Raw genomic sequence first — 20,544 nt, forward strand, 5'->3', positions numbered from 1 at the left:
GAGGTGATCGATGGGCGTCACGGACCCCGCCGGGCCGGTGATGGACCGGGACGAGGTGGACCGTGCGCTGGCGCGGCTCGGCGCGGAGCACGAGGCGATCGAGAGCTCGCTGCTCGCCCTGCAGGACCACGCGGGCCGCAGACTCCTCGAAGGCGCCGAGCTGACCGGCACCACCCAGGAGCGCTGGGCGGCCGCGGAGGCCTCGATCACGCTGCTGTGGGCGTACTTCGACGCGTACGCGGGCACGCTGCGCGGCGCCCGGGAGATCCGCGCCCGGCGCCGCTGGTCCAGCCGCGAAGACCTGGTCGAGCTGACCGAGCTGCTGCGCGGCGAGTCCGTCACGGTCGCGGACAACGCGGCCGCGACGGCGAACGCGCCGACGCTGCTGTCCGCGGGGGGCCGGCTCAGCCAACGGTTCACGCTGGCGGCGCTGGTGGAGCGGATGAACGAGCTGTACGCGAGCTCGCTGGACATGGTCGTGACCGCCGACGCGGTGTGGTCGGCGCTGCCCGCCCGGATCGATTTACTGGCCGCGGAGCTCCAGCGCACCCGCAAGCTCGCCCACTCGGTCGGCGTGCGTCCCGGCGAGCACCCGGCGGGCGACGACCTGGAGCGGATCACCCGCACGCTGACCAAGCTGCGCGAGGACGTCGTCCGCGATCCGCTCGCCTTCTGGGTTCCGGCGCAGGGCAGTTCGGCGCCGGGCGGCGGCCGGCCGGACACCACGGTGTACGACCGTGAGGCGCGCGCCCTGGAGGACGTGCGCCGCGAGATCGACGCCGTGCTGACGGTCCGGCAGGACGCGGAGCAGCGGCTGGTGAAGCTGCGCGACCTGCTCTCCCGCGCAGACCGCACGCTCGCCGAGGCGCGCACCGCGCGCGGCGAGGTCCTCGCGAAGATCGCCGCCACGGAGGTGCCGGTCGTGAGCGGGCCGCCGACCGTGCTGCAGGAGCAGCTGGCGACGGCCGCCGAGTACCGCAGACAGGCCCAGTGGCACCGCCTGTCCCCGCTCCTTGAGTCCCTGGAGCAGAAGGCGGAGGACGAACTGCTGCGCGCCCGGGAGTCGTTGACCTCGGTGACCGCGCCCCTGGCGGTCCGCGCCGAGCTGCGCGGCCGCCTGGACGCGTACAAGGCGAAGGTCGCCCGGCACGGGCTCGCGGAGGACCCGCTGCTCGTCGAGCGGTACGACGCGGCGCGCCGCATGCTGTGGAGCGCGCCCTGCGATCTGCGCGTGGCCGAACAGGCCGTCCTGCGTTATCAGCAGGCGGCGGCCGACCAGCTGGGCACGCCCCGCGTGCCGCAGCAGGGCGGGCCTGAGGACCGGAGGGGTGAGTAGACGTGAGTCAGGCAGGGCAAGCGTGCCAGCGGCCGGGCTGTGACGGCGCGTACGAGGACGTCGGCGGCGGTGAACTGTACTGCGACACCTGCGGTCTGGCCCCGGTCGTCTCGGCGACGGGCATGGTGGGGTCGCCGCCCACCGGTATGACCGGCGGCGGCAAGGGCTCGGCGGGCAGCGGCAGTTCGCGCTCCAGCAGCCGCAGCTCGCGCACCTCCTCGCAGTCGTCGAAGTCGCGCCGCTCGGTGTCGGGGCGTCTGTCGCGCTCGGTGTCCGGGAAGTCCACCGGCCGTTCGGTGTCGGTGCGCAGTTCCGGCTCCACCGCCGGGTCGTCCGGGCGCAGCCGGCTGGGCGCCGGTCTGGTCTCGGTGCCCCAGGTGCCGCGGCCCGACCCGCGCGAGATGGTCCTGGAGAACCCCGAGGTGCCCGAGCGCAAGCGGTTCTGCTCGCGCTCCGACTGCGGGGCGCCGGTGGGCCGGGCGCGCGGTGAGCGGCCGGGGCGGACGGAGGGCTTCTGCACCAAGTGCGGGCACCCGTACTCGTTCGTGCCGAAGCTGAAGGCCGGCGACATCGTGCACGGCCAGTACGAGGTCGTGGGCTGTCTGGCGCACGGCGGCCTGGGCTGGATCTACCTGGCCGTGGACCGCGCGGTGTCGGACCGCTGGGTCGTCCTCAAGGGTCTGCTGGACACCGGCGACCAGGACGCGATGGCCGCCGCGATCTCCGAGCGGCGCTTCCTCGCCGAGATCGAGCACGCCAACATCGTGCGGATCTACAACTTCGTGGAGCACCTCGACCAGCGCACCGGCTCCCTCGACGGCTACATCGTCATGGAGTACGTCGGCGGCAAGTCGCTCAAGGAGATCGCCAACGCCCGCCGCACACCGGACGGCCGGCGCGACCCGCTGCCGGTGGAGCAGGCCTGCGCGTACGGCATCGAGACCCTGGAGGCGCTCGGCCACCTGCACAGCCGCAACCTGCTGTACTGCGACTTCAAGGTCGACAACGCGATCCAGACCGAGGACCAGCTCAAGCTCATCGACATGGGCGCGGTGCGCCGGATGGACGACGACGAGTCGGCCATCTACGGCACGGTCGGCTACCAGTCCCCGGAGGTCGCCGAGGTCGGCCCGTCGGTCGCCTCCGACCTGTACACGGTCGGCCGGACGCTGGCCGTGCTGACCTTCGACTTCCAGGGCTACACGAACGTCTTCGTGGACTCCCTGCCGGACCCCGACAACATCGAGGTCTTCCGCCAGTACGAGTCCTTCTACCGGCTGCTGGTGCGCGCCACCGACCCCGACCCGGCCCGCCGGTTCGCCTCCGCGCAGGAGATGACCGAGCAGCTGACGGGGGTGCTCCGGGAGGTCGTGTCCCTGCAGAGCGGGCAGGCGCGCCCCGCGCTGTCGACGCTGTTCGGCCCCGAACTGAAGGTCACCGACACGGAGCTGTTCCCGAAGCTGGACGGGGACGTGTCGCGGCTGGGAGCGCGGGTGGTCCGGCCCGGCAGGCCGGGTCGAGGGGCCGGCGGCAACGCGCCGTCCGGCGCCGCGGCGGCCTTCGCACCTCCCGCCGCCGGTGCCCCGCAGGCCCCCGGCGCCTCCCCCGACGGCACGGCGGGCCTCGTCAAGCCCGTCGCCACGCCCGCCGCCGCCCTCGCGCTGCCCGTGCCGCACGTCGACCCGACCGACCCCAACGCGGGCTTCCTGGCGGGCCTGATGACCTCGGCGCCGGGTGAGCTGATCAGCGCGCTGTCGGCCGCTCCGCAGCAGACCGTCGAGACGCGGCTGCGGCAGATCCGGGCGCGGCTGGAGAACGGCGACGCCGAGGCGGCGCTGATGTCCCTGGCCAAGCTGGAGGAGGAGCGGCCCGACGACTGGCGGGTGGTCTGGTACCGGGGCGTGACCGCCCTGGTGACCGGCGACTTCGAGGGCGCCGCGCTGGCCTTCGACGCGATCTACGACGCCTTCCCGGGCGAGGCCGCGCCCAAGCTGGCGCTCGGCCTGTGCGCGGAGGTGCTCGGCCAGCTGGACAACGCCGCCGAGTACTACCGCCTGGTGTGGTCGACCGACCCGAGCTTCGTGAGCGCGGCGTTCGGGCTGGCCCGCGTCCAGCTGGCGGCGGGCGACCGGCGCGGTGCCGTACGGACGCTGGAGTCGGTGCCCGAGTCCTCGATCCACTACACGGCCGCGCGCGTGGCCGCCGTACGGGCGAGACTGAGGCGACGCACGGCGACCGCCGCGGACGCGGCGTTCCTGGACGACCTGACCGCCGCCGCGCGCCAGGTCGAGGCGCTGGACGCGTACGGCCTGGACCCGGCGCGCCGCGAGCAGTTGTCCGCGGAAGTGCTCGGCTGCGCGCTGGACTGGATACTCTCCGGTGGCCAGAGCGCCCGGCCCGCCGCCGGCGGACGGGTCCTGCTCGGCAGCGGCCTGGACGAGCGCGGCCTGCGCTTCGGCCTGGAACGCTCGTACCGCACGCTGGCCCGGCTCGCGCCCGGCGGCGAGGAGAGGATCGACCTGGTGGAACGGGCCAACCGTTACCGCCCCCGGACGTGGGTGTAGTTGATGTCGCAGATGCCCCAGCAGGCCGCAGTGTCGAAGTGCCCGAACTGCGCGGAGCCGCTTGAGTCGAGTGACCGTTTCTGCGGTGCGTGCGGGTACGACCTGTCGGTGGTGCCCGCCCCGCCGCAGGACCACCCGACGCTCACCATGAGCGGTTCCGCCGGCTCCGGGGACGACCCCGACTGGCCCCACGCGTCCGCGCCGCACGGCTCCGACACACCGGCGGCGGTGCATCTGCCGACGGATCTGCCCGGGACCGACTCGGGCGGCTCGCCGCTGGCCGCGCCGTCGGGTTCCCCGGTGTCCCCCGCCTCCGGCGTGCGGTTCGACCGGCCGCCGGAGCCGGAGGAGTACCCGCTGCAGGCGCCCGACCCACGGGTGGCCGCGGACGTCACCGCGCCGGCCGAGGAGGCCAAGGTGTGCGTGGCCTGCCGGGCGGGCCGGGTGGACAACGACGGCTACTGCGAGAACTGCGGGCACGCCCAGCCCCGCGAACGCGACCACATGGAGCAGGAGTCGGGCCCGGTGGCCGCGGTCAGCGACCGCGGGCTGCGCCACCACCGCAACGAGGACGCGTTCTGCGTCGGCCACACCGCGCTGCCCGACGGCACGCCCGCGTCCGTGGCGATCGTCTGCGACGGTGTGTCCTCGGCGACCCGTCCCGACGACGCCTCCCTCGCCGCGTCCGAGGCGGCGGGCGAGTCGCTGCTGGCCGCCCTGCCGCGCGGCACGCACCCGCAGCAGGCGATGCACGAGGCGATCGTGGCGGCCTCGCAGGCGGTCAACGCGCTGGCCGAGGAGCCGGCCACGGCCCGCGAGCACTCCCCGCACCAGAACGCCCCGGCCTGCACGATCGTCGGCGCCGTGGTCACCTCGGGGTTGCTGGTCGTCGGCTGGGTCGGCGACAGCCGCGCCTACTGGGTGCCGGTGGACCGCTCCGCTCCCCCGGCCCGGCTCACCGAGGACGACTCCTGGGCCGCGCAGATGGTCGCCGCGGGCCTGATGAGCGAGGCCGAGGCGTACGCCGACGAGCGCGCCCACGCGATCACCGGCTGGCTCGGCGCGGACGCCTACGAACTGGAGCCGCACACCGCTTCCTTCAAGCCGGACCGGCCGGGTGTGGTCGTGGTGTGCACGGACGGCCTGTGGAACTACGCCGAGGCGGCCGAGGAGATGGCCGAGGCCGTGCCCTCGGACGCGGCCACCCGTCCGCTGCACAGCGCCCGGGTACTGGTCGGTCACGCCCTGGACGGCGGGGGCCACGACAACGTAACAGTGGCCGTCCTGCCGTTCCCGGCACCGCCGCAGGGGGCAGGATCGGCCTGAGGCCGTACGACGGGGAAGCCTCACAGGACCGGAGGGGACCGGTCCGCACACAGTCATCGCCCACGAGATCCGTGGGGTCGAAGGGGGATCGAACCAAGCATGGCCAATTTCTCCAAGTCGAACGTGCCGACGTTCTCGATGGACGTCTACCAGAACGAGTACCTGCCCGAGGGCGGCCGCGAGGTCAACGCGATCGTCACCGTCACCGCCACGGGTGGCGGCACGGTCGGCAGCGCGGTCGCCGCGCCGCACATGTACTCGGCCGGACAGGGCCCGTCCGCGGCGGTGGCGATCATGGTCGACTGTTCGGGGTCGATGGACTACCCGCCGACCAAGATGCGCAACGCCCGGGACGCCACGGCCGCCGCGATCGACACCCTGCGCGACGGCGTCCACTTCGCGGTGATCGGCGGCACGCACATCGCCAAGGAGGTCTACCCCGGCAACGGGCGCCTCGCCGTCGCCGACGCCACCACCCGCGGCCAGGCCAAGGAGGCGCTGCGCAAGCTCAGCGCGGGCGGCGGTACGGCCATCGGCACCTGGCTGCGGCTCGCCGACCGGCTGCTGTCCTCGGCGGACGTGGCGATCCGGCACGGCATCCTGCTCACCGACGGCCGCAACGAGCACGAGTCGCCCGAGGACCTGCGTGCGGCGCTCGACGCCTGCGCCGGACGTTTCACCTGTGACGCGCGGGGCGTGGGCACCGACTGGGAAGTGAAAGAAGTCACAGGGATCGCCTCCGCGCTGCTCGGCACCGCCGACATCGTCGCCGACCCGAGCGGACTCGCCGCCGACTTCACGCGGATGATGGAGACGGCCATGGGCAAGGAGGTCGCGGACGTCGCGCTGCGGCTGTGGACGCCGGTCGGCACCACCATCAAGTTCGTCAAGCAAGTGGCGCCGACGGTCGTGGAGTTGACCGACCGTCGCACCGAGGCGGGCCCCCGCGCCGGGGACTACCCCACCGGTTCCTGGGGCGACGAGTCCCGCGACTACCACGTCTGCGTCGAGGTCCCCGTGGCGGGCATCGGCCAGGAGATGCTGGCCGCCCGGGTCTCCCTGGTCGTCCCCGAACCCGACGGCACCGCCCAGAACCTGGGCGCGCAGGGCCTGGTACGGGCGGTGTGGACCGACGACATGGCGGCGTCCACCTCGATCAACCCCCAGGTCGCCCACTACACCGGGCAGGCGGAACTGGCACAGGTCATCCAGCAGGGATTGGACCTGCGCAAAGCGGGCGATATGGATGGAGCAACGGCCAAACTGGGCCGTGCCGTTCAGCTCGCGAGTGCCTCCGGCAACGCCGATACTGCGAAACTGCTTGCGAAGGTGGTGGACGTCGTCGACGCCGCGACAGGTACTGTGCGACTGAAGGCGAAGGTCGCGGAAGCGGACGAGATGACCCTGGAAACACGGTCCACAAAGACCGTTCGCGTAAAGAAGTGACCTGACCCGCCCCGGACAGACGTACAGCGAGCTCAGGAAAAACCTGACAGAGAGGGAAGCGCCGACATGCCGACCTGCCCGAACGGACACCAGTCGGGTTCCGACGACTGGTGCGAGGTCTGCGGTCACCGCATGGCCGGTGCCGTACCTCCGCCCCCGCCCCCGCCGCCCCCGGCCGGTGGATACGGCTTCCCGCCGCCCGCCCCCGGCGGTCCCGGCGGCATGCAGGGGCGCCCGCACCTGTCCGCCGTGCCCGACCCGGAGCCGGAACTCTGCCCGCAGTGCCGCACGCCCCGCGAGGGCGGTGCGCCGTTCTGCGAGGAGTGCCGGTGGAACTTCCTGACGAACACGGCCACCTCGTACACCCCGGCCGCCCCGCGCCCGCCGGCGCCCGGCCAGGGCGCGCCCCGCTTCCAGGCGCCCGGCGGCCAGTCCTACGGCGGCGACTCGTTCGAGTACCAGGGCTCGCGCCCCTCGCAGATGAACCGTCCCGCCGAGCCGATCCCGCCGTTCGGCAGCGAGCCGTCGGGGCCGACGCCGTTCGCCGGTGAGCGCGGCGGGAACGCTCCGTCCGCGTTCGGCGCCGGGCCGGGTCCCGGCGGCCCCGGTGGTCCCGGCGGCTACGGCGGGCCAGGACAGGCCGGTCCGGGCGTCACCTCCGGTGGCCCGCAGCAGTTCCAGCAGCCCGGCGGCCCCGGCGGCCCCGGCGGCCCCGGCGTCTTCGGCGTCGACCCGTCGCGGCCGGTTCCGCCGCCGCCCGGCCCGACGCCGCCCGCCGGCGGTGCCCCGCAGGCGTTCCAGCAGGCCGGCCCGCCCGCGCCGCCCGCCTTCCCGCAGGAGACCGGACGGCCGCCGGCCGGCGGTCCGTCCTTCGGCGGCGGTGACGACGACTGGGTGATCTCCCCGCCGTCGTCCGCGGGCCCGTCCGGTCCCGGCGGCCCCGGTGGCGGTCAGGGCGGCGGATACGGCTATCCGCAGCCCGGCGCGACCCAGGCCCCGCCCGGACTCGGCTACCCGCAGGCGCCGCAGCGGCCGACGACCTGGGTGGCGACCATCGGTCCGGACCGCGACTACTTCATGGCGATGATGCAGCGCTCGGGTCCCGAGGCCACCGGTCTCAACCTGCCCGCGTACTCGCCCGAGCAGCAGCGCACGCTCAGCGGCAACCAGGTCACCATCGGCCGCCGCCGGCACTCCACCGGCGACACCCCCGACATCGACCTGTCGGTGCCGCCGGAGGACCCTGGCGTCTCGCACCAGCACGCGGTGCTGGTCCAACAGCCGGACGGGACCTGGGCGGTCGTCGACCAGAACTCGACGAACGGCACCACGGTCAACGGTTCGGAGGAGCCGATCCAGCCCTTCGTGCCGGTACCGCTGCAGGACGGCGACCGGGTGCACGTGGGCGCCTGGACGACGATCACGATACGGCGGGGCTAGCGGGCCCGGGGCCGGTCCTGGGCCCCTTCCCGGGACCGCTCTCGCGGATCAGTCCGGCAGGGGCCAGGTGTACGGCCCCTCCGGGTCGTCCAGCCAGGCCCAGGTGCGCTCGCCGCCGACCGTGATGCCGTACCGCTCGCGCCGGGGCATGCCCTCGCCCTCCCACAGCGCGTACGCCTCCAGCGGATCGAGGGCCGTGCGGGTCAGGGCCAGCAGGAAGCGGAACAGCTCGTGGTCCCGGGCCCGGGGCGGCACCGCGGCCGAGGCCGCCGGTACCGGTTCGGGGCGGTGCTCGCCGCGCAACGGCACGAAGTAGGCCGGGGCGTTCAGGAAACGGCCCTCGGCGTGGCCCGCGTCCCGCACGGTCAGCACGATCAGGCCGGTGGCCAGCGGGGCCAGGATCCGGGCGCCCGGACGGCACTGGGCGAGCCAGGCGCGCGGGACGGACGAGAGCGTGCAGGTCGCGATGATCCGGTCGAACGGCGCGCGCTCGGGAACGCCGCGCGCTCCGTCGCCGGTGACCACGACCGGGTGGTGTCCGGCGGCCGCCAGGTGCTGCCGGGCCGACTCGGTGATCTCCGGTTCCAGGTCGATGGTGGTGACGAGGTCGTCGTCGCCGAGCCGGTGGGCGAGCAGGGCCGCGTTGTAGCCGGTGCCCGCGCCGATCTCCAGGACCCGGTCGCCGTCCGCCACCCGCAGTTCGGCGAGCATTCTCGCCATCAGCGAGGGCTGACTGCTGGAGCTGACCAACTCGCCGTCGCGCAGCCGCGTGGCCAGCGGGGCGTCGGCGTAGGCGCCGCGCACCCAGCGCTCGCGCGCGGCCGGGTCGGCGCTCTCGCACCAGCAGCGTTCGTAGCCGCCGAGGACGCCGATGTAGTAGTACGGCACGAACAGGTGCCGTGGCACCGCCGAGAACGCCTCCCGCCACACCGGGTCGTCGGCCCAGGCCCCGCTCGCCTCGATCTCGCGCACCAGCGCCGCCCGCGCCGCGGCGGCGAGATCCGCGAGTTCGCCCATGCCCATGGCTCCACTGTGCGGCGCCGACTCCCGCAGGGCGAGTACCCGTGGTCCTAAGCCTTGAGTCCTCGGTCACCCGGTCTGAGAGCATGTACGGGTGAAAGAGATCCGGCGCGGCACGCTTCAGGAGCAGACCTTCTACGAGCAGGTCGGCGGTGAGGAGACCTTCCGCCGGCTGGTGCACCGTTTCTACGAGGGCGTCGCGGAGGACCCGATCCTGCGCCCGATGTACCCCGAGGAGGACCTGGGCCCCGCCGAGGAGCGGATGACCCTCTTCCTCATCCAGTACTGGGGCGGCCCGACGACGTACAGCGAGCAGCGCGGCCACCCCCGCCTGCGCATGCGGCACGCCCCCTTCACCGTCGACCGGGCGGCGCACGACGCCTGGCTGCGGCGCATGCGGGTGGCCGTCGAGGAGCTCGGCCTGTCCGAGGAGCACGAGCACACGCTGTGGAACTACCTGACGTACGCGGCGGCCTCGATGGTGAACACCCCCGACTGATCACCGACCGATCACCGCCGGGTGAACGCCGGATTCCGGTCGTACGACGCCGGAATCCGGTCACAATCCGGTCAAACCCTGTTCACGATCGCTTACCCCGAGCCGGTCCCCTCTGACAGCATCGCCGGAAGGTCTGGACGTCCGGACAACACGGGGGCAGGGTGGCGGGGTTCGTCGTCTCACGCGCGCGGGCGCACCGCCTGCTCCTCGCCGCCGCGTTACTCACCGTCCTGCTGACCACGGCGGTCCTGGCCACGCTCACCGCGTACTCGGGCGCGATCGGCGACGCGGCCCTGCGCCACTCCCTGGCCGATCCCCGCGGCGCCGCCGACACCGCGCTGATCGTCAAGGCCGACGTACCGGCCGGCAAGGACGCGGCCGCCGACGCCGCCGTACGCAAGGGGGCCCGCCGGACCTTCGACGGGCTGCCGGTGACGGTACGGACCCTGGTGCGCTCGGGGCCGTACGCCCTGCCCCGCTCGGCGCGGGCCACCGGTCTCCCCCAGGCACCCGGCTCCGCCGACGCCGCGGGCGGTTCCGACGAAGACCCGGACCTGACCTTCTTCGCGGCGCTGGACCGGTCGCAGGTGCGGCTGGTCTCCGGACGGCTGCCGCGCCCGGCCGACGGGGCGGTGGAGGTGGCGCTCCCGCGGTCCGCCGCCCGGCTACTCGGCCTGCGGGCGGGCTCCCGGCTCACCCTCGCCGACCGGCTCGACGGACCGCCGGTGCGCGTCCGCGTCACCGGCCTGTACCGCCCCGCCCTCGTCACGGCCCCCTACTGGCGGCTGGACGACCTGCTCGGCCGGGGCGTCAAGAAGTCCGGCTTCACGACGTACGGGCCGCTGCTCGCCGACCCCTCCGTCCTCACCGGCAAGAAGGTGAGCGCCGGGTCGTCGGCGTGGCTCGCGTCGGCCGACTTCGCCGCGGTGACGACCGGGCGGATCGGGACGCTGCGCGAGACGGCCCGAAAGGGCAGCACGGCGCTGCGCGGGCCCGGCGGGCCGAGCGGGCTGACGGTCTCGACGACCTCCCTGCCCGACGTCCTGGACCGGATCGACCGCTCCCTGCTCGTCTCCCGCTCCACCCTCCTGATCGTCGCCCTCCAGCTCGCGCTGCTCGCCGGGTACGCCCTGCTGCTCGTGGCCCGGCTGCTGAGCACCGAACGGGCGGACGAGACCCGGCTCTTGAGGGCACGCGGCGGCTCCCGGGCCCGTATCGCGGGCCTCGCCGCCGCCGAGGCGCTGCTCCTCGCGCTGCCCGCGGCGCTCTGCGCGCCCCTGCTCGCCGGTCCGCTCACCGGCCTGCTCGCGGGCCGGGGACCGCTGGCCCGGATCGGACTGCACCTGGACACCCCGGCGGGCGGGCGAGCGGGGGTGTGGCTGGTGGCGGGCGGCGTGGCGCTGAGCTGCGCGCTGGCGGTGACGGTGCCCGCGCTGACGGAGCGCGAGGGCGGGACGGAGGACGGGGGCCGGGGGACGTCCGGCGACCGGGTCCGGGCGGGGCGGCGGGCGAACGGCGGCGGGCTGTTCGCGGGGCTCCGGCGGCCGGCCGTCGGGGGCGGCTCCGCGGCCGGCCCGGGACCGAGCAGGGCGGCGTCCGGCGGCACATCCCCGTCCGGCGGCGGCCGTTCGGCCGGTCGTGGCTTCCGGGGCGGCCGTGCCGGGGCGGTGCCCCTCTCCCTGCGGGCCGGCGCCGATGTCGGGCTGCTGGCGGTGGCCGGGGTGGCGTACTGGCAGCTGAACCGGCAGGCCTCCGGAGCCGTCGGCACCGACCTCCCCCAAGCTCTCGACTCCGCTCGAGCAGGGGGGACCCCCATCGGGACGCTCGGAATCGACCCGCTGCTGGTGGCGGCGCCCGCGCTGGCGCTGCTGGCCGGAACGGTGCTGACGCTGCGGCTGCTGCCCCCGGTGGCGCGGCTCGCGGAGCGCCGGGCGGCGTCCGGGCGGGGGCTGCCGGTGGCGCTGGCGGGCTGGCAGTTCAGCCGTCGTCCGATGCGCGGGGCGGGCCCGGTGCTGCTGCTCGTCCTCGCCGTCGCGCTCGGCATGCTGGCAGATCGGGCAGGGCGCCTCCTGGGACCGCTCGCAGGAGGACCAGGCGGACTTCCGGGCCGGCGTGTCGGTGCGCGTCCTGGCCGCCGGGGACGGCGGACTCGGCCGCACCGAGGCCTACGCCGCCCTCCCCCACGTACGGCAGGCCGCCCCCGCCGTACGCAGCGAACAGCCGCTGTCCGGCGACCGGACCGCGACCGTGCTGGCGCTGGACACCACGCACGCGGACCGCCAAGGACCGGCTGGCCTACCGCCGGGACACCGTCGGGTTCGTCTGGCAGCAGACCTCCCGCAACCTCCTGCCCTACCTGACGGCGGCCCAGAACGTCGCCCTCCCGCTCCAGCTGTCCGGTACCCGCACCCGCCGCCGGGCCCGCACCGAACGCGTCCTGGAACTCCTGGAGTCGCTGGAGGTCGCCGACTGCCGCGACCGCCGTCCGCGGGAGATGTCCGGCGGTCAGCAGCAGCGCGTCGCCATCGCGGTCGCCCTCGCCAACGCGCCCTCGGTGCTGCTGGCCGACGAGCCCACGGGCGAGCTCGACTCGCACACCGCCGCGCACGTCTTCGACGCGTTCCGCACCGCGAACGAGCGGCTCGGCACCACCGTCGTCATCGTCACCCACGACCAGGCGGTGGCCGGCGAGGTCCGGCGCACGGTCGCCATCCGCGACGGCCGCACGTCCACGGAGGTCCTGCGGCGCAGCGAGGTCGACGCCACGACCGGCCACGAGACGGTGGTCGCCCGCGAGTACGCCATGCTCGACCGCGCCGGCCGTCTGCAGCTCCCCGCCGAGTACACCCGGGCCCTCGGCATGCGCGACCGGGTCGCCCTGGAACTGGAGCCGGACCACATCGGCGTGTGGCCGGACGACAGCGAGGAGGGGTGAGCGGTGCGAGTCAGCGGACGCTGACGCCCAGTACCCCGAGGCCCGCCCGGCGTACGGCGATCGAGCCGTAGGGGGTGCGCAGCCTGAGCCATACGCCCGAGGAGAGCAGCGCGAGGTCCGCCGCGTCACCGGTCCGCAGGAAGCCCAGCGACTGGGCCGCGTGCACGGCCCGCACCGGCAGGTCCGTGTCGGCGACCGTGCGGGACCAGATCTCCCGTCCGACCCGGTCGAGCTCGGCCCGGGTACGCCGCTCCGGCGCCAACTCCTGCGTACGGGAACGGAATTCGGCGACACCGGCGGCGACCATCGCCCGCAGCGCGTCCGGGGCCGGCAGCCCCGGCTCCGGCTGCCAGCCGCCGCGTGGCGGCAGCAGCCCCGCCCACGGCGGTCCGGTGACCGCGTCCGGGACGGCGGCCGTGGCCGCCCGCTCGTCGACGGACTCCAGCAGCTCACCGGCGGAGACGGTGACGTCCAGCGTCGCGTCGAGGCCGTTCTCGTACGGCTTCGCCAGCCGCACCGCGCGGACCGCCAGCACCTCGAAGGACGGCGGCCGCCCGAACACGGCGAGCGCCGTCCCGGCCGCCTGCAGACGCACGGCGGCTGCACGGTCGTAGTGGAGCAGCCGCGAGAGGAAGGCCGCGAGATCCGCCGCCTCCCCGTCGTCGACGAGGTGGAGCACCGTCATACGACGACGGTCTCCTTGCTCTCGGACGCACCGGCCTCGGAGTCGTCGGAGTCGTCGGTGTATTCCTGGAGGAAATCCCGCTCCTCGGCCGTGATCCGCCGCGGCCGCTGCGTCTCGAAGTCGAACGGCACGACCACCGTCGAGGCGCGGACGTAGATCTGGTCCCCGTCCTTCACCTCGTAGGCGATGGTGAAGGACGCGGCCCGGATCTCCGCGACCCACAGCTCGATGTCCACCGGGTGGTGCCGGTGCACGAGCTGCCGCTTGTAGTCGATCTCATGGCGCGCCACCACCGACCCCTGCTTGAACTCCTTGTCCGGACGGAACAGGAAGTTGATCCGGGCTTCCTCCAGGTAGCGAATGAAGACCGCGTTGTTGACATGGCCGTAGGCGTCCATGTCCGACCAGCGCAGGGGACAGCGGTAGATGTGGCGCAAGATCGATCAGCCCCGGGTCAGCTTCTTGTAGGTGGCGCGGTGCGGACGGGCGGCGTCCGGGCCGAGGCGCTCGATCTTGTTCTTCTCGTACGACTCGAAGTTGCCCTCGAACCAGAACCACTTGGACTCACCCTCGTAGGCGAGGATGTGCGTGGCGACGCGGTCCAGGAACCAGCGGTCGTGAGAGACGACCACGGCGCAGCCCGGGAACTCCAGCAGCGCGTTCTCCAGGCTGCTGAGGGTCTCGACGTCGAGGTCGTTGGTGGGCTCGTCGAGGAGCAGCAGGTTGCCGCCCTGCTTGAGGGTGAGCGCGAGGTTGAGGCGGTTGCGCTCACCGCCGGAGAGGATGCCGGCCGGCTTCTGCTGGTCCGGGCCCTTGAAGCCGAACGCGGAGACATAGGCGCGCGACGGCATCTCGACCTGGCCGACGTTGATGTAGTCGAGCCCGTCGGAGACGACCTCCCACAGCGTCTTCTTCGGGTCGATGTTGGAGCGGCCCTGGTCGACGTACGAGATCTTGACGGTCTCGCCGACCTTGATGTCGCCGGAGTCCGGGGTCTCCAGGCCCTGGATCATCTTGAACAGCGTGGTCTTGCCGGCGCCGTTCGGGCCGATGACGCCGACGATGCCGTTGCGCGGGAGCGTGAAGCTCAGGCCGTCGACGAGGACCTTCTCACCGAAGGCCTTGTTCAGCTTGTCGACCTCGACGACGACGTTGCCCAGACGCGGGCCCGGCGGGATCTGGATCTCCTCGAAGTCCAGCTTCCGCATCTTCTCGGCCTCGGCGGCCATCTCCTCGTACCGCGCGAGACGGGCCTTGGACTTGGCCTGGCGTCCCTTGGCGTTGGAGCGGACCCACTCCAGCTCTTCCTTGAGCCGCTTCTGCCGCTTGGCGTCCTTCTGGCCCTCGACCTTGAGACGGGTCGCCTTGGTCTCCAGGTACGTGGAGTAGTTGCCCTCGTACGGGTAGGCGCGGCCGCGGTCGAGCTCCAGGATCCACTCGGCGACGTTGTCCAGGAAGTACCGGTCGTGGGTGATCGCCACGACGGTGCCCGGGTACTTGGCCAGGTGCTGCTCCAGCCAGTTCACGGACTCGGCGTCGAGGTGGTTGGTGGGCTCGTCGAGGAGCAGCAGGTCGGGCTGATCCAGCAGGAGCTTGCACAGCGCGACGCGGCGGCGCTCACCACCGGAGAGGTTGGTGACCGGCCAGTCGCCGGGCGGGCAGCCGAGGGCGTCCATCGCCTGCTCCAGCTGGGCGTCGAGGTCCCAGGCGTTGGCGTGGTCGAGCTCCTCCTGGAGCTTGCCCATCTCGTCGAGCAGCGCGTCGGAGTAGTCGGTCGCCATGAGCTCGGCGATCTCGTTGAACCGGTCGAGCTTGCCCTTGATCTCGGCGACACCCTCCTGGACGTTCTCCAGGACGGTCTTGTCCTCGGTCAGCGGGGGCTCCTGGAGCAGGATGCCGACGCTGTAACCGGGCGACAGGAACGCGTCACCGTTGGAGGGCTGCTCCAGCCCAGCCATGATCTTCAGCACGGTCGACTTGCCGGCGCCGTTCGGACCGACGACGCCGATCTTCGCACCCGGCAGGAAGCTCAGGGTGACGTCGTCGAGGATCACCTTGTCGCCGTGCGCTTTGCGCGCCTTGCGCATGGTGTAAATGAACTCAGCCAAGAGAAACCGTCCGGCAGCTTGAAATCTGGCAGTGGGCAGATACACCCCATCTTGCCTGACCGCCACCCTCGGATGGAAACGCGTCTGACCGAGGGCCTCTGACCTGTGGTTTCGCGGCGTACCCGTACCCACGTACGGAACGGTCGCATCTAGGACGAATTCGTTCCATAGTGTGCCGATCGGCGCTATCGGAAGTGATCTTGGCCTGTCTGTTGGCTCCCGCGAGTAGGAGGGGTACGGAATGGAAGGCCCCGATTGGCCGCGCGTGCAGCGCAAGGCTCCTGTGTGATGGGCAGGAGGACGTCATGATGCCCAGGGAAACGGCCCTACAGCTGACGATCTTCATAGAGGAGTGCGACACCTGGCATCACAGGGCCGCTGTTCGCCGAGATCGTGCATCGCGCCCATGAGGCGGGGTTGGCCGGCGCGACGGCCTTCCGTGGGACCTGCCGCTGGTGATCGTCATCGTCGACGACGAGGAACGAGTACGCCGATTCCTTCCGACACTGCGCGAGCTGGTGGACGAAGGGCTCGTGATCGTCGAAAGGGTTCAGATCATGTCATGCACAAACCGGGATTCCGTCCCGGCACAGGCCTGCGGGGGCTGATGCGCATCGGCAACCGTGGTGAGCTGACGGCATGGGCCGCCGGAGGGCTGTGACCTGTGGGTTCCTCGGCCCTCCGGCTTTGTCTCCCGTGGCTCAGCTTTCCGGCCGAGTTTCCTTCTTTCGGAGCAGGACCAGGGCACCGCCGCCGATCACGACCAGGGCGATGGCCACCCCCGCGATCAGGGGGGTGATGCTGGAGCCGCCGGTCGCGGCGAGGTCGGTGGTGCCCGCGGTGCCGCCGACCGAGGCGGGGCTCGGCTCGCTGAGGGTCTGGGTCTTCAGGTCGACCGCACTGCCCTGGGTCTTACAGTCGAGGACGCCGGTGAAGCGCTGCTCGAACCCGCCCGGGCCGGTGATCGTGAAGTCGTAGGCCTGGTCCTCCTGGAGCGGGATGCTCACCGTGCGGGAGGCACCCGCGGGGATGGTGTGCTCGGCGCCCATCAACTCGAAGGTGAACGGCTTGTCGCCCGTGTTGGCCGCCGTCAGGTCGACGCTGCCCTGCGCGCAGTTCTCGTGGGCCGACAGGGCGGGTATCGCCCCCTTCTCCGCCCAGGTGGCGCTCGCGGTCGCGGAGACCGTCGACTCGCTGGAGCCGGCCAGGATCTGGATCTGGCTGCGGCTCTCGGAGGCGAAGGCGCGGCCGACCGGCACGGTGGTCGACGCCTGGACGGTCAGCGCCGCCGAGCCGTCGTCGGCGTCCTCGGGGACGTCGAAGTACAGTCGGCTGCCGTTCTTCGCCGAGGTGACGGCCTTGCCGGCCTTGTCGACGATCCGTACTCCGCTCATGGCCGCGTCCGATGGCGGTATGACCGTCACGGCACGCGCGTTGGTGTGCACGGTCACCGGGCCGAGCGGCGCACCGGGCCGCCCGGAGACCGCGGGCGGGTCCAGGGTGAGCGAGGCCGGCGGCTCGGCCATGCCCCGGGCGCTCTTCTCCAGGTAGTCCGCGAGCTTCTCGGCCCGCGGGTCGACGGCGTCGACGTCCGCGCCGTCCGAGTAACGCCAGATGGCCACCTGGGTGCCGGCCGCGGCGTCCTGCTCGGTGAGGCCGTGCGCACCGGCCCGCTCGGCGAGCGTGGCGAGGTCGTTCACCTGCGGGTAGGAGTTCTGCAGGATCCAGCGGATCCGGCCGGCGTTCTTGTTGGCGCCCAGGGAGGTGCTCTCCCAGGGCGTCTCCTGGTACTTGGCGTCTCTCTGCGTGGGGTTGTGGAGGTCGACGCAGTAGGTCTGCAGCATGCCGCCGCCCTCGACGGACATCTCGAACAGACCCGCGGCCACCTGCTGGTCGCCCGTGTCCTCGTGGATGACGGCCTCGCCGTACGTCTTCAGACCGCCCATGGTGGCGGTCGCCCCGCCCTGGGCCTGCGGCCCGCCGTCGGCGGCGGCCGCGGTGCCGGCCCCGGTCAGCGCGCCGGCGGCCGCGAGTGCGGACACCAGCGTCGCCGCGGCGAGGCGGACGGTCCGTCGGCCGCGCGCGGAAGGCACGAAGGGCGCTGAAGACGCGGCCGTCACGCACGGTCCCGAGAGCCCAGAGAACGCAGAAAGCACAGAATTCCCCTTCGAGCAGGACCGGTTGATGTGGGGGGTACGGTCCCACCAGCAGAATCAGCAGCCTCAAGGGCTACGCCCGGCATCCTAAGGATCAGCCGGGCCGCCCTTCCCCGTCATCTTGTCGGATGACCGATCCGACTCGGAATCGTTATCGCCCCGATCGACCGCGAGCAGGGCTTATCGACAAATCCACCGGTTCGTTCGGAGCGCAGTCATCGATATGCCGCAGTTCGGTCAGGCGCCGGATGTGGCTGACGTCACGTCACCGCGGCGGGCTCCGGGCACTGTTGTGCGGGCGGTTGCGCCGACTCTCCCGCCGGTGTCTCCCAGTTGGGCTCGGGTTGCGGTGCGACGGGCGCGGCCTCCGGTTTGGCCGAGCGGCGGAAGGCCGAGCTGCCGCGGGAGAGGTCGTGGCCGATCGCCACCGCGTCGATGTCCGCCGAGGACCAGTTCGGCTGTCCCTCGCGCGTCTCCGTACGCACCTTCAACCGTCCCTGGACGATGACCGGATCGCCCACGCTCAGCGAGGCCTGGGCGTTGCTGGCGAGCTGCCGGTTGGCCCACACCGTGAAGAAGTTGGTGTGTCCGTCGGTCCAGGCGCCCTTCTCGCGGTCCCAGTAGCGCGAGGTCACCGCCAGCCGGAAACGGGCCGAAGGGCCTGCCGCCAGTTCCCGGTACACCGGCGTCGTCGCCACGTTGCCGACCGCGCACACCATGGTCTCGTTCATCACGAACCCCTCCCTCGCCCGGGCACTCGCACCGGGTGGAAACGCGTACGGGCCCGTCCCGTACGGCCGCGTCTGCCGCGTACCGCCGCGCACCTTCCGTACGCCGCCGCACGCCCCGCCGACCGCGTCCGCCGTGCGTCGCAATCGCCGCGGGATCAGACTGCCTCCGCCGGGCCGGGCCCGCTGAGCGCTGTGCACCACCGACCGCCTGGGGAAAACTCCGTCACCCGGACGAGGGATCCGGCCTCCGGATGGATCACCCCACCGCGGCCGCCCCGGCCCGCGTGACCTGCCCGTACTGCTCCCGCACCTCTCGATAGCGCAGTAGCTCCGCGGCCACCGGATCGAGCACCCGGGCCCGGCCGCAGCCCGCCGCCGCCTCCCGCAATCGACGTTCCGCCTCCAGGCCGTACCGTCTGGCGGGTCCGCGTGCCGCCATCCGACAGCTCCATTCGACGAGCGGCCCGCCGATGATGCCGGCCACCATCAACAGCACCGGCACGCCCAGGTTCGGGGCCATGACCCCGGCGATCTGCCCCACCAGCCACAGCCCGCCGACGACCTGCAGAAGCGTCATGGACGCCTGGGCCAGGACGGCCACCGGCCACCAGCCCGGCCGCGGCGGCCGACCCGTCGGCACCCCGGCACGCGCCGCAAGCTCGTCCAGCGCCTCGGACAGCCCCTGGGAGCCGCGTACGGCCGCCTCGCGCACCGCCTGCGCCCAGGGCGCGGGCAGCCCGGCCGAGGCGCGGTCGGACACGGTACGGACCGCCTGCTCGACGCGCTGGCGCGCCGTGGCCTCCTCGTCCGCCTGGGTACGCAACTGAAGGCGTCCGGTGGCGGGATCGCTCCGGTTCTGGCACCACCGCCACAGCCTGAGCCAGGGCGTGCCGCAGGCCCGGTTGGCGTTGCGCAGCCAGGCGCGTTCGGCGGCCTCGCCGGTGGCGGTGGCGCCCACCGCGTCGGCGAGGCGCGCGGAGAACTCCTCCCGCGCCTGCTCGCTGAGCCCGGCCCGCCGTCCGGTGGCGTACACGTGCCGCAGCCCGGACGCGGCGGCGTCCACGTCGGCGGCGACCCGACGGGCCGCCGCGCCGCGCTCCGTGACGAACTGGCCGAGGGCCTCGCGCAGTTCCCCGACGCCCTGCCCGGTGAGCGCGGACAGCGCGAGCACGGTCGCGCCCGGGTCGCCGTACTCCCCCAGGGCGATGCCGTCCTCGTCGAGCAGCCGCCGCAGGTCGTCGAGGACCTGGTCGGCGGCCTCACCGGGCAGCCGGTCGACCTGGTTGAGGACGACGAACATGATCTCCGCGTGGCCCGCCATGGGCCGCAGATAGCGCTCGTGGAGGACGGCGTCGCCGTACTTCTCGGGATCGACGACCCAGATGACCGCGTCGACGAGCTTCAGGACACGGTCCACCTGTTCGCGGTGCTGCACGGCGGCCGAGTCGTGGTCGGGCAGGTCGACCAGGATCAGCCCGCGCAGCTGCGCCTCGGCCTCCGGGCTCTGCACGGGCCGTCGGCGCAGCCGGCCGGGGATGCCGAGCCGGTCGATGAGGGGGGCGGCGCCGTCGCTCCAGCTGCACGTGATGGGCGCGGCGGTGGTCGGCCGGCGTACCCCGGTCTCCGAGATGCTGACCCCGGCGAGCGCGTTGAACAGCTGCGACTTGCCGCTGCCGGAGGCGCCCGCGATGGCGACGACGGTGTGCTCCCCGGAGAGCTTGCGCCGCGCCGCCGCCTCGTCGAGGACCCGGCTGGCCTCGGCGAGGGTGCGGCTGTCGAGGCGGGTGCGGGAGAGTCCGACCAGTTCACGCAGCGCGTCGAGGCGGGAGCGGAGCGGGCCGTCGTACGCCAGGGGGGCCGCGTTCTGCAGGCCGGCGGCCCGGATCTCGACCACGGGGTGCTGTTCGGCGGCGGCCGCCTCGGTGACGCGGCGCGCGATGAGGCCGTCGTCCCAGGCGGGCGCGGAGTCGGGGTGGTCCGGCGAGTCGGGGTGGTCCGAGGCGGCGGAGGCGGCCGCGTCGCCGTCGTCCGCGCTCTGCCCCCGATGCTCTCCCCGGTCCTCCCCCGGGCTCTCCACGCGCGCGTGGGGCGCCGTGGCCGCCTCCTTCTCGTCCTCGGCCGGCTCATTCGAGTGGGCCTCTTCGGGGAGGCGATTTTCGGAACCGTCCTCCTTGGAGGAGCCGTTTTCGAGGTCGCCGGTGGTCGGGACCGGGTCTTCCGTGTCGTCGGCGCGATCCATGTGTCCGAGGTGCTCGCCCGCCTGCTCCGTGCGGCCGCTGGGCTTCGTGAGATCGGTGC

Annotated in this window: 14 protein-coding genes and 3 pseudogenes; 9 read left to right on the forward strand and 8 right to left on the reverse strand. The window is 73.2% G+C overall.

Annotation, left to right across the window (positions count from 1 at the left end):
- Window positions 1-10 precede the first annotated feature (10 nt).
- The gene (locus ACWGKT_RS24465) at window positions 11-1,336 is read left to right on the forward strand and encodes a coiled-coil domain-containing protein (RefSeq protein ID WP_356145130.1); all 1,326 of its coding nucleotides are present in this window, start codon (window positions 11-13) and stop codon (window positions 1,334-1,336) included.
- A gap of 7 nt (window positions 1,337-1,343) precedes the next feature.
- On the opposite strand, the gene ACWGKT_RS24470 is transcribed toward ACWGKT_RS24465, so the two are convergent.
- On the reverse strand, window positions 1,344-1,658 hold the full coding sequence (locus ACWGKT_RS24470) for a hypothetical protein (RefSeq protein ID WP_453275367.1): 315 nt from the start codon (window positions 1,656-1,658) through the stop codon (window positions 1,344-1,346).
- On the opposite strand from ACWGKT_RS24470, the gene ACWGKT_RS24475 reads away from it, so the two are divergent.
- The 4 genes from ACWGKT_RS24475 to ACWGKT_RS24490 all read left to right on the forward strand — a co-directional run bounded on the left by ACWGKT_RS24475 (window position 1,633) and on the right by ACWGKT_RS24490 (window position 8,112).
- The gene (locus tag ACWGKT_RS24475; protein WP_453275368.1) at window positions 1,633-3,900 is read left to right on the forward strand and encodes a tetratricopeptide repeat protein; all 2,268 of its coding nucleotides are present in this window, start codon (window positions 1,633-1,635) and stop codon (window positions 3,898-3,900) included. The two genes, ACWGKT_RS24470 and ACWGKT_RS24475, sit on opposite strands and share 26 nt — an antisense overlap.
- Window positions 3,901-3,903: 3 nt before the next feature.
- On the forward strand, window positions 3,904-5,226 hold the full coding sequence (locus ACWGKT_RS24480; RefSeq protein ID WP_453275369.1) for a PP2C family serine/threonine-protein phosphatase: 1,323 nt from the start codon (window positions 3,904-3,906) through the stop codon (window positions 5,224-5,226).
- Window positions 5,227-5,325: 99 nt separating this feature from the next.
- A complete protein-coding gene (locus tag ACWGKT_RS24485) occupies window positions 5,326-6,672 on the forward strand; it encodes a vWA domain-containing protein (protein WP_453275370.1) in 1,347 nt (448 codons plus the stop codon).
- 66 nt (window positions 6,673-6,738) lie between these two features.
- Entirely contained in the window at window positions 6,739-8,112 is a 1,374-nt protein-coding gene (locus tag ACWGKT_RS24490) for an FHA domain-containing protein (RefSeq protein WP_453275371.1), read from the forward strand.
- A 48-nt stretch (window positions 8,113-8,160) separates the two neighbouring features.
- Here the strand turns inward: ACWGKT_RS24490 and ACWGKT_RS24495 are convergent, their stop codons facing one another.
- A complete protein-coding gene (locus ACWGKT_RS24495; protein WP_453275372.1) occupies window positions 8,161-9,135 on the reverse strand; it encodes a methyltransferase domain-containing protein in 975 nt (324 codons plus the stop codon).
- A 91-nt stretch (window positions 9,136-9,226) separates the two neighbouring features.
- On the opposite strand from ACWGKT_RS24495, the gene ACWGKT_RS24500 reads away from it, so the two are divergent.
- The 3 genes and pseudogenes from ACWGKT_RS24500 to ACWGKT_RS24510 form a co-directional block, all read left to right on the forward strand.
- The gene (locus ACWGKT_RS24500; RefSeq protein WP_235460974.1) at window positions 9,227-9,631 is read left to right on the forward strand and encodes a globin; all 405 of its coding nucleotides are present in this window, start codon (window positions 9,227-9,229) and stop codon (window positions 9,629-9,631) included.
- Window positions 9,632-9,792: 161 nt separating this feature from the next.
- Window positions 9,793-11,905 (forward strand): annotated as a pseudogene (locus tag ACWGKT_RS24505) (FtsX-like permease family protein); the annotation flags it as partial.
- Window positions 11,901-12,566: pseudogene (locus ACWGKT_RS24510) on the forward strand (ABC transporter ATP-binding protein); the annotation flags it as partial. The pseudogenes ACWGKT_RS24505 and ACWGKT_RS24510, both read left to right, overlap by 5 nt.
- A 10-nt stretch (window positions 12,567-12,576) precedes the next feature.
- Here the strand turns inward: ACWGKT_RS24510 and ACWGKT_RS24515 are convergent.
- Genes ACWGKT_RS24515 through ettA form a run of 3 tightly spaced genes read right to left on the reverse strand, consistent with a single transcriptional unit; the run spans window position 12,577 to window position 15,359 of the window.
- Window positions 12,577-13,251, reverse strand: coding sequence for a hypothetical protein (locus tag ACWGKT_RS24515; protein WP_356145141.1), 675 nt, complete (start codon window positions 13,249-13,251; stop codon window positions 12,577-12,579).
- Complete coding sequence (locus ACWGKT_RS24520; protein ID WP_453275373.1) at window positions 13,248-13,688, reverse strand: acyl-CoA thioesterase; 441 nt, start codon at window positions 13,686-13,688, stop codon at window positions 13,248-13,250. Before ACWGKT_RS24520 ends, ACWGKT_RS24515 begins: the two co-directional genes overlap by 4 nt.
- Before the next feature lie 6 nt (window positions 13,689-13,694).
- Window positions 13,695-15,359: an energy-dependent translational throttle protein EttA gene (gene ettA / locus ACWGKT_RS24525; RefSeq protein ID WP_356145144.1), complete on the reverse strand. Its 1,665-nt coding sequence runs from the start codon at window positions 15,357-15,359 to the stop codon at window positions 13,695-13,697.
- 305 nt (window positions 15,360-15,664) lie between these two features.
- Here ettA and ACWGKT_RS24530 point away from each other — a divergent pair.
- Window positions 15,665-15,967, forward strand: a pseudogene (locus ACWGKT_RS24530) (DUF190 domain-containing protein).
- 93 nt (window positions 15,968-16,060) lie between these two features.
- Here the strand turns inward: ACWGKT_RS24530 and ACWGKT_RS24535 are convergent.
- The 3 genes from ACWGKT_RS24535 to ACWGKT_RS24545 form a co-directional block, all read right to left on the reverse strand.
- Window positions 16,061-17,452 carry a Cys-Gln thioester bond-forming surface protein gene (locus ACWGKT_RS24535; RefSeq protein ID WP_453275374.1) on the reverse strand — a complete coding sequence of 464 codons (1,392 nt, stop codon included), beginning with the start codon at window positions 17,450-17,452 and terminating at the stop codon, window positions 16,061-16,063.
- 323 nt (window positions 17,453-17,775) lie between these two features.
- Window positions 17,776-18,246, reverse strand: coding sequence for a single-stranded DNA-binding protein (locus ACWGKT_RS24540; protein WP_453275375.1), 471 nt, complete (start codon window positions 18,244-18,246; stop codon window positions 17,776-17,778).
- A gap of 256 nt (window positions 18,247-18,502) precedes the next feature.
- On the reverse strand, window positions 18,503-20,485 hold the full coding sequence (locus ACWGKT_RS24545; RefSeq protein WP_453275392.1) for a GTPase: 1,983 nt from the start codon (window positions 20,483-20,485) through the stop codon (window positions 18,503-18,505).
- Window positions 20,486-20,544 lie beyond the last annotated feature (59 nt).

Source organism: Streptomyces sp. NPDC054794 (genome assembly GCF_053611585.1).

Excerpts from the sequence above, each read along its gene's own strand:
- ACWGKT_RS24490 (WP_453275371.1), top strand. The coding sequence starts at position 6,739 with ATGCCGACCTGCCCGAACGGACACCAGTCGGGTTCCGACGACTGGTGC.
- ACWGKT_RS24485 (WP_453275370.1), top strand. The coding sequence starts at position 5,326 with ATGGCCAATTTCTCCAAGTCGAACGTGCCGACGTTCTCGATGGACGTC.
- ACWGKT_RS24465 (WP_356145130.1), top strand. The coding sequence starts at position 11 with ATGGGCGTCACGGACCCCGCCGGGCCGGTGATGGACCGGGACGAGGTG.
- ACWGKT_RS24540 (WP_453275375.1), bottom strand. The coding sequence starts at position 18,246 with ATGAACGAGACCATGGTGTGCGCGGTCGGCAACGTGGCGACGACGCCG.
- ACWGKT_RS24545 (WP_453275392.1), bottom strand. The coding sequence starts at position 20,485 with ATGGATCGCGCCGACGACACGGAAGACCCGGTCCCGACCACCGGCGAC.
- ACWGKT_RS24515 (WP_356145141.1), bottom strand. The coding sequence starts at position 13,251 with ATGACGGTGCTCCACCTCGTCGACGACGGGGAGGCGGCGGATCTCGCG.
- ACWGKT_RS24495 (WP_453275372.1), bottom strand. The coding sequence starts at position 9,135 with ATGGGCATGGGCGAACTCGCGGATCTCGCCGCCGCGGCGCGGGCGGCG.
- ACWGKT_RS24480 (WP_453275369.1), top strand. The coding sequence starts at position 3,904 with ATGTCGCAGATGCCCCAGCAGGCCGCAGTGTCGAAGTGCCCGAACTGC.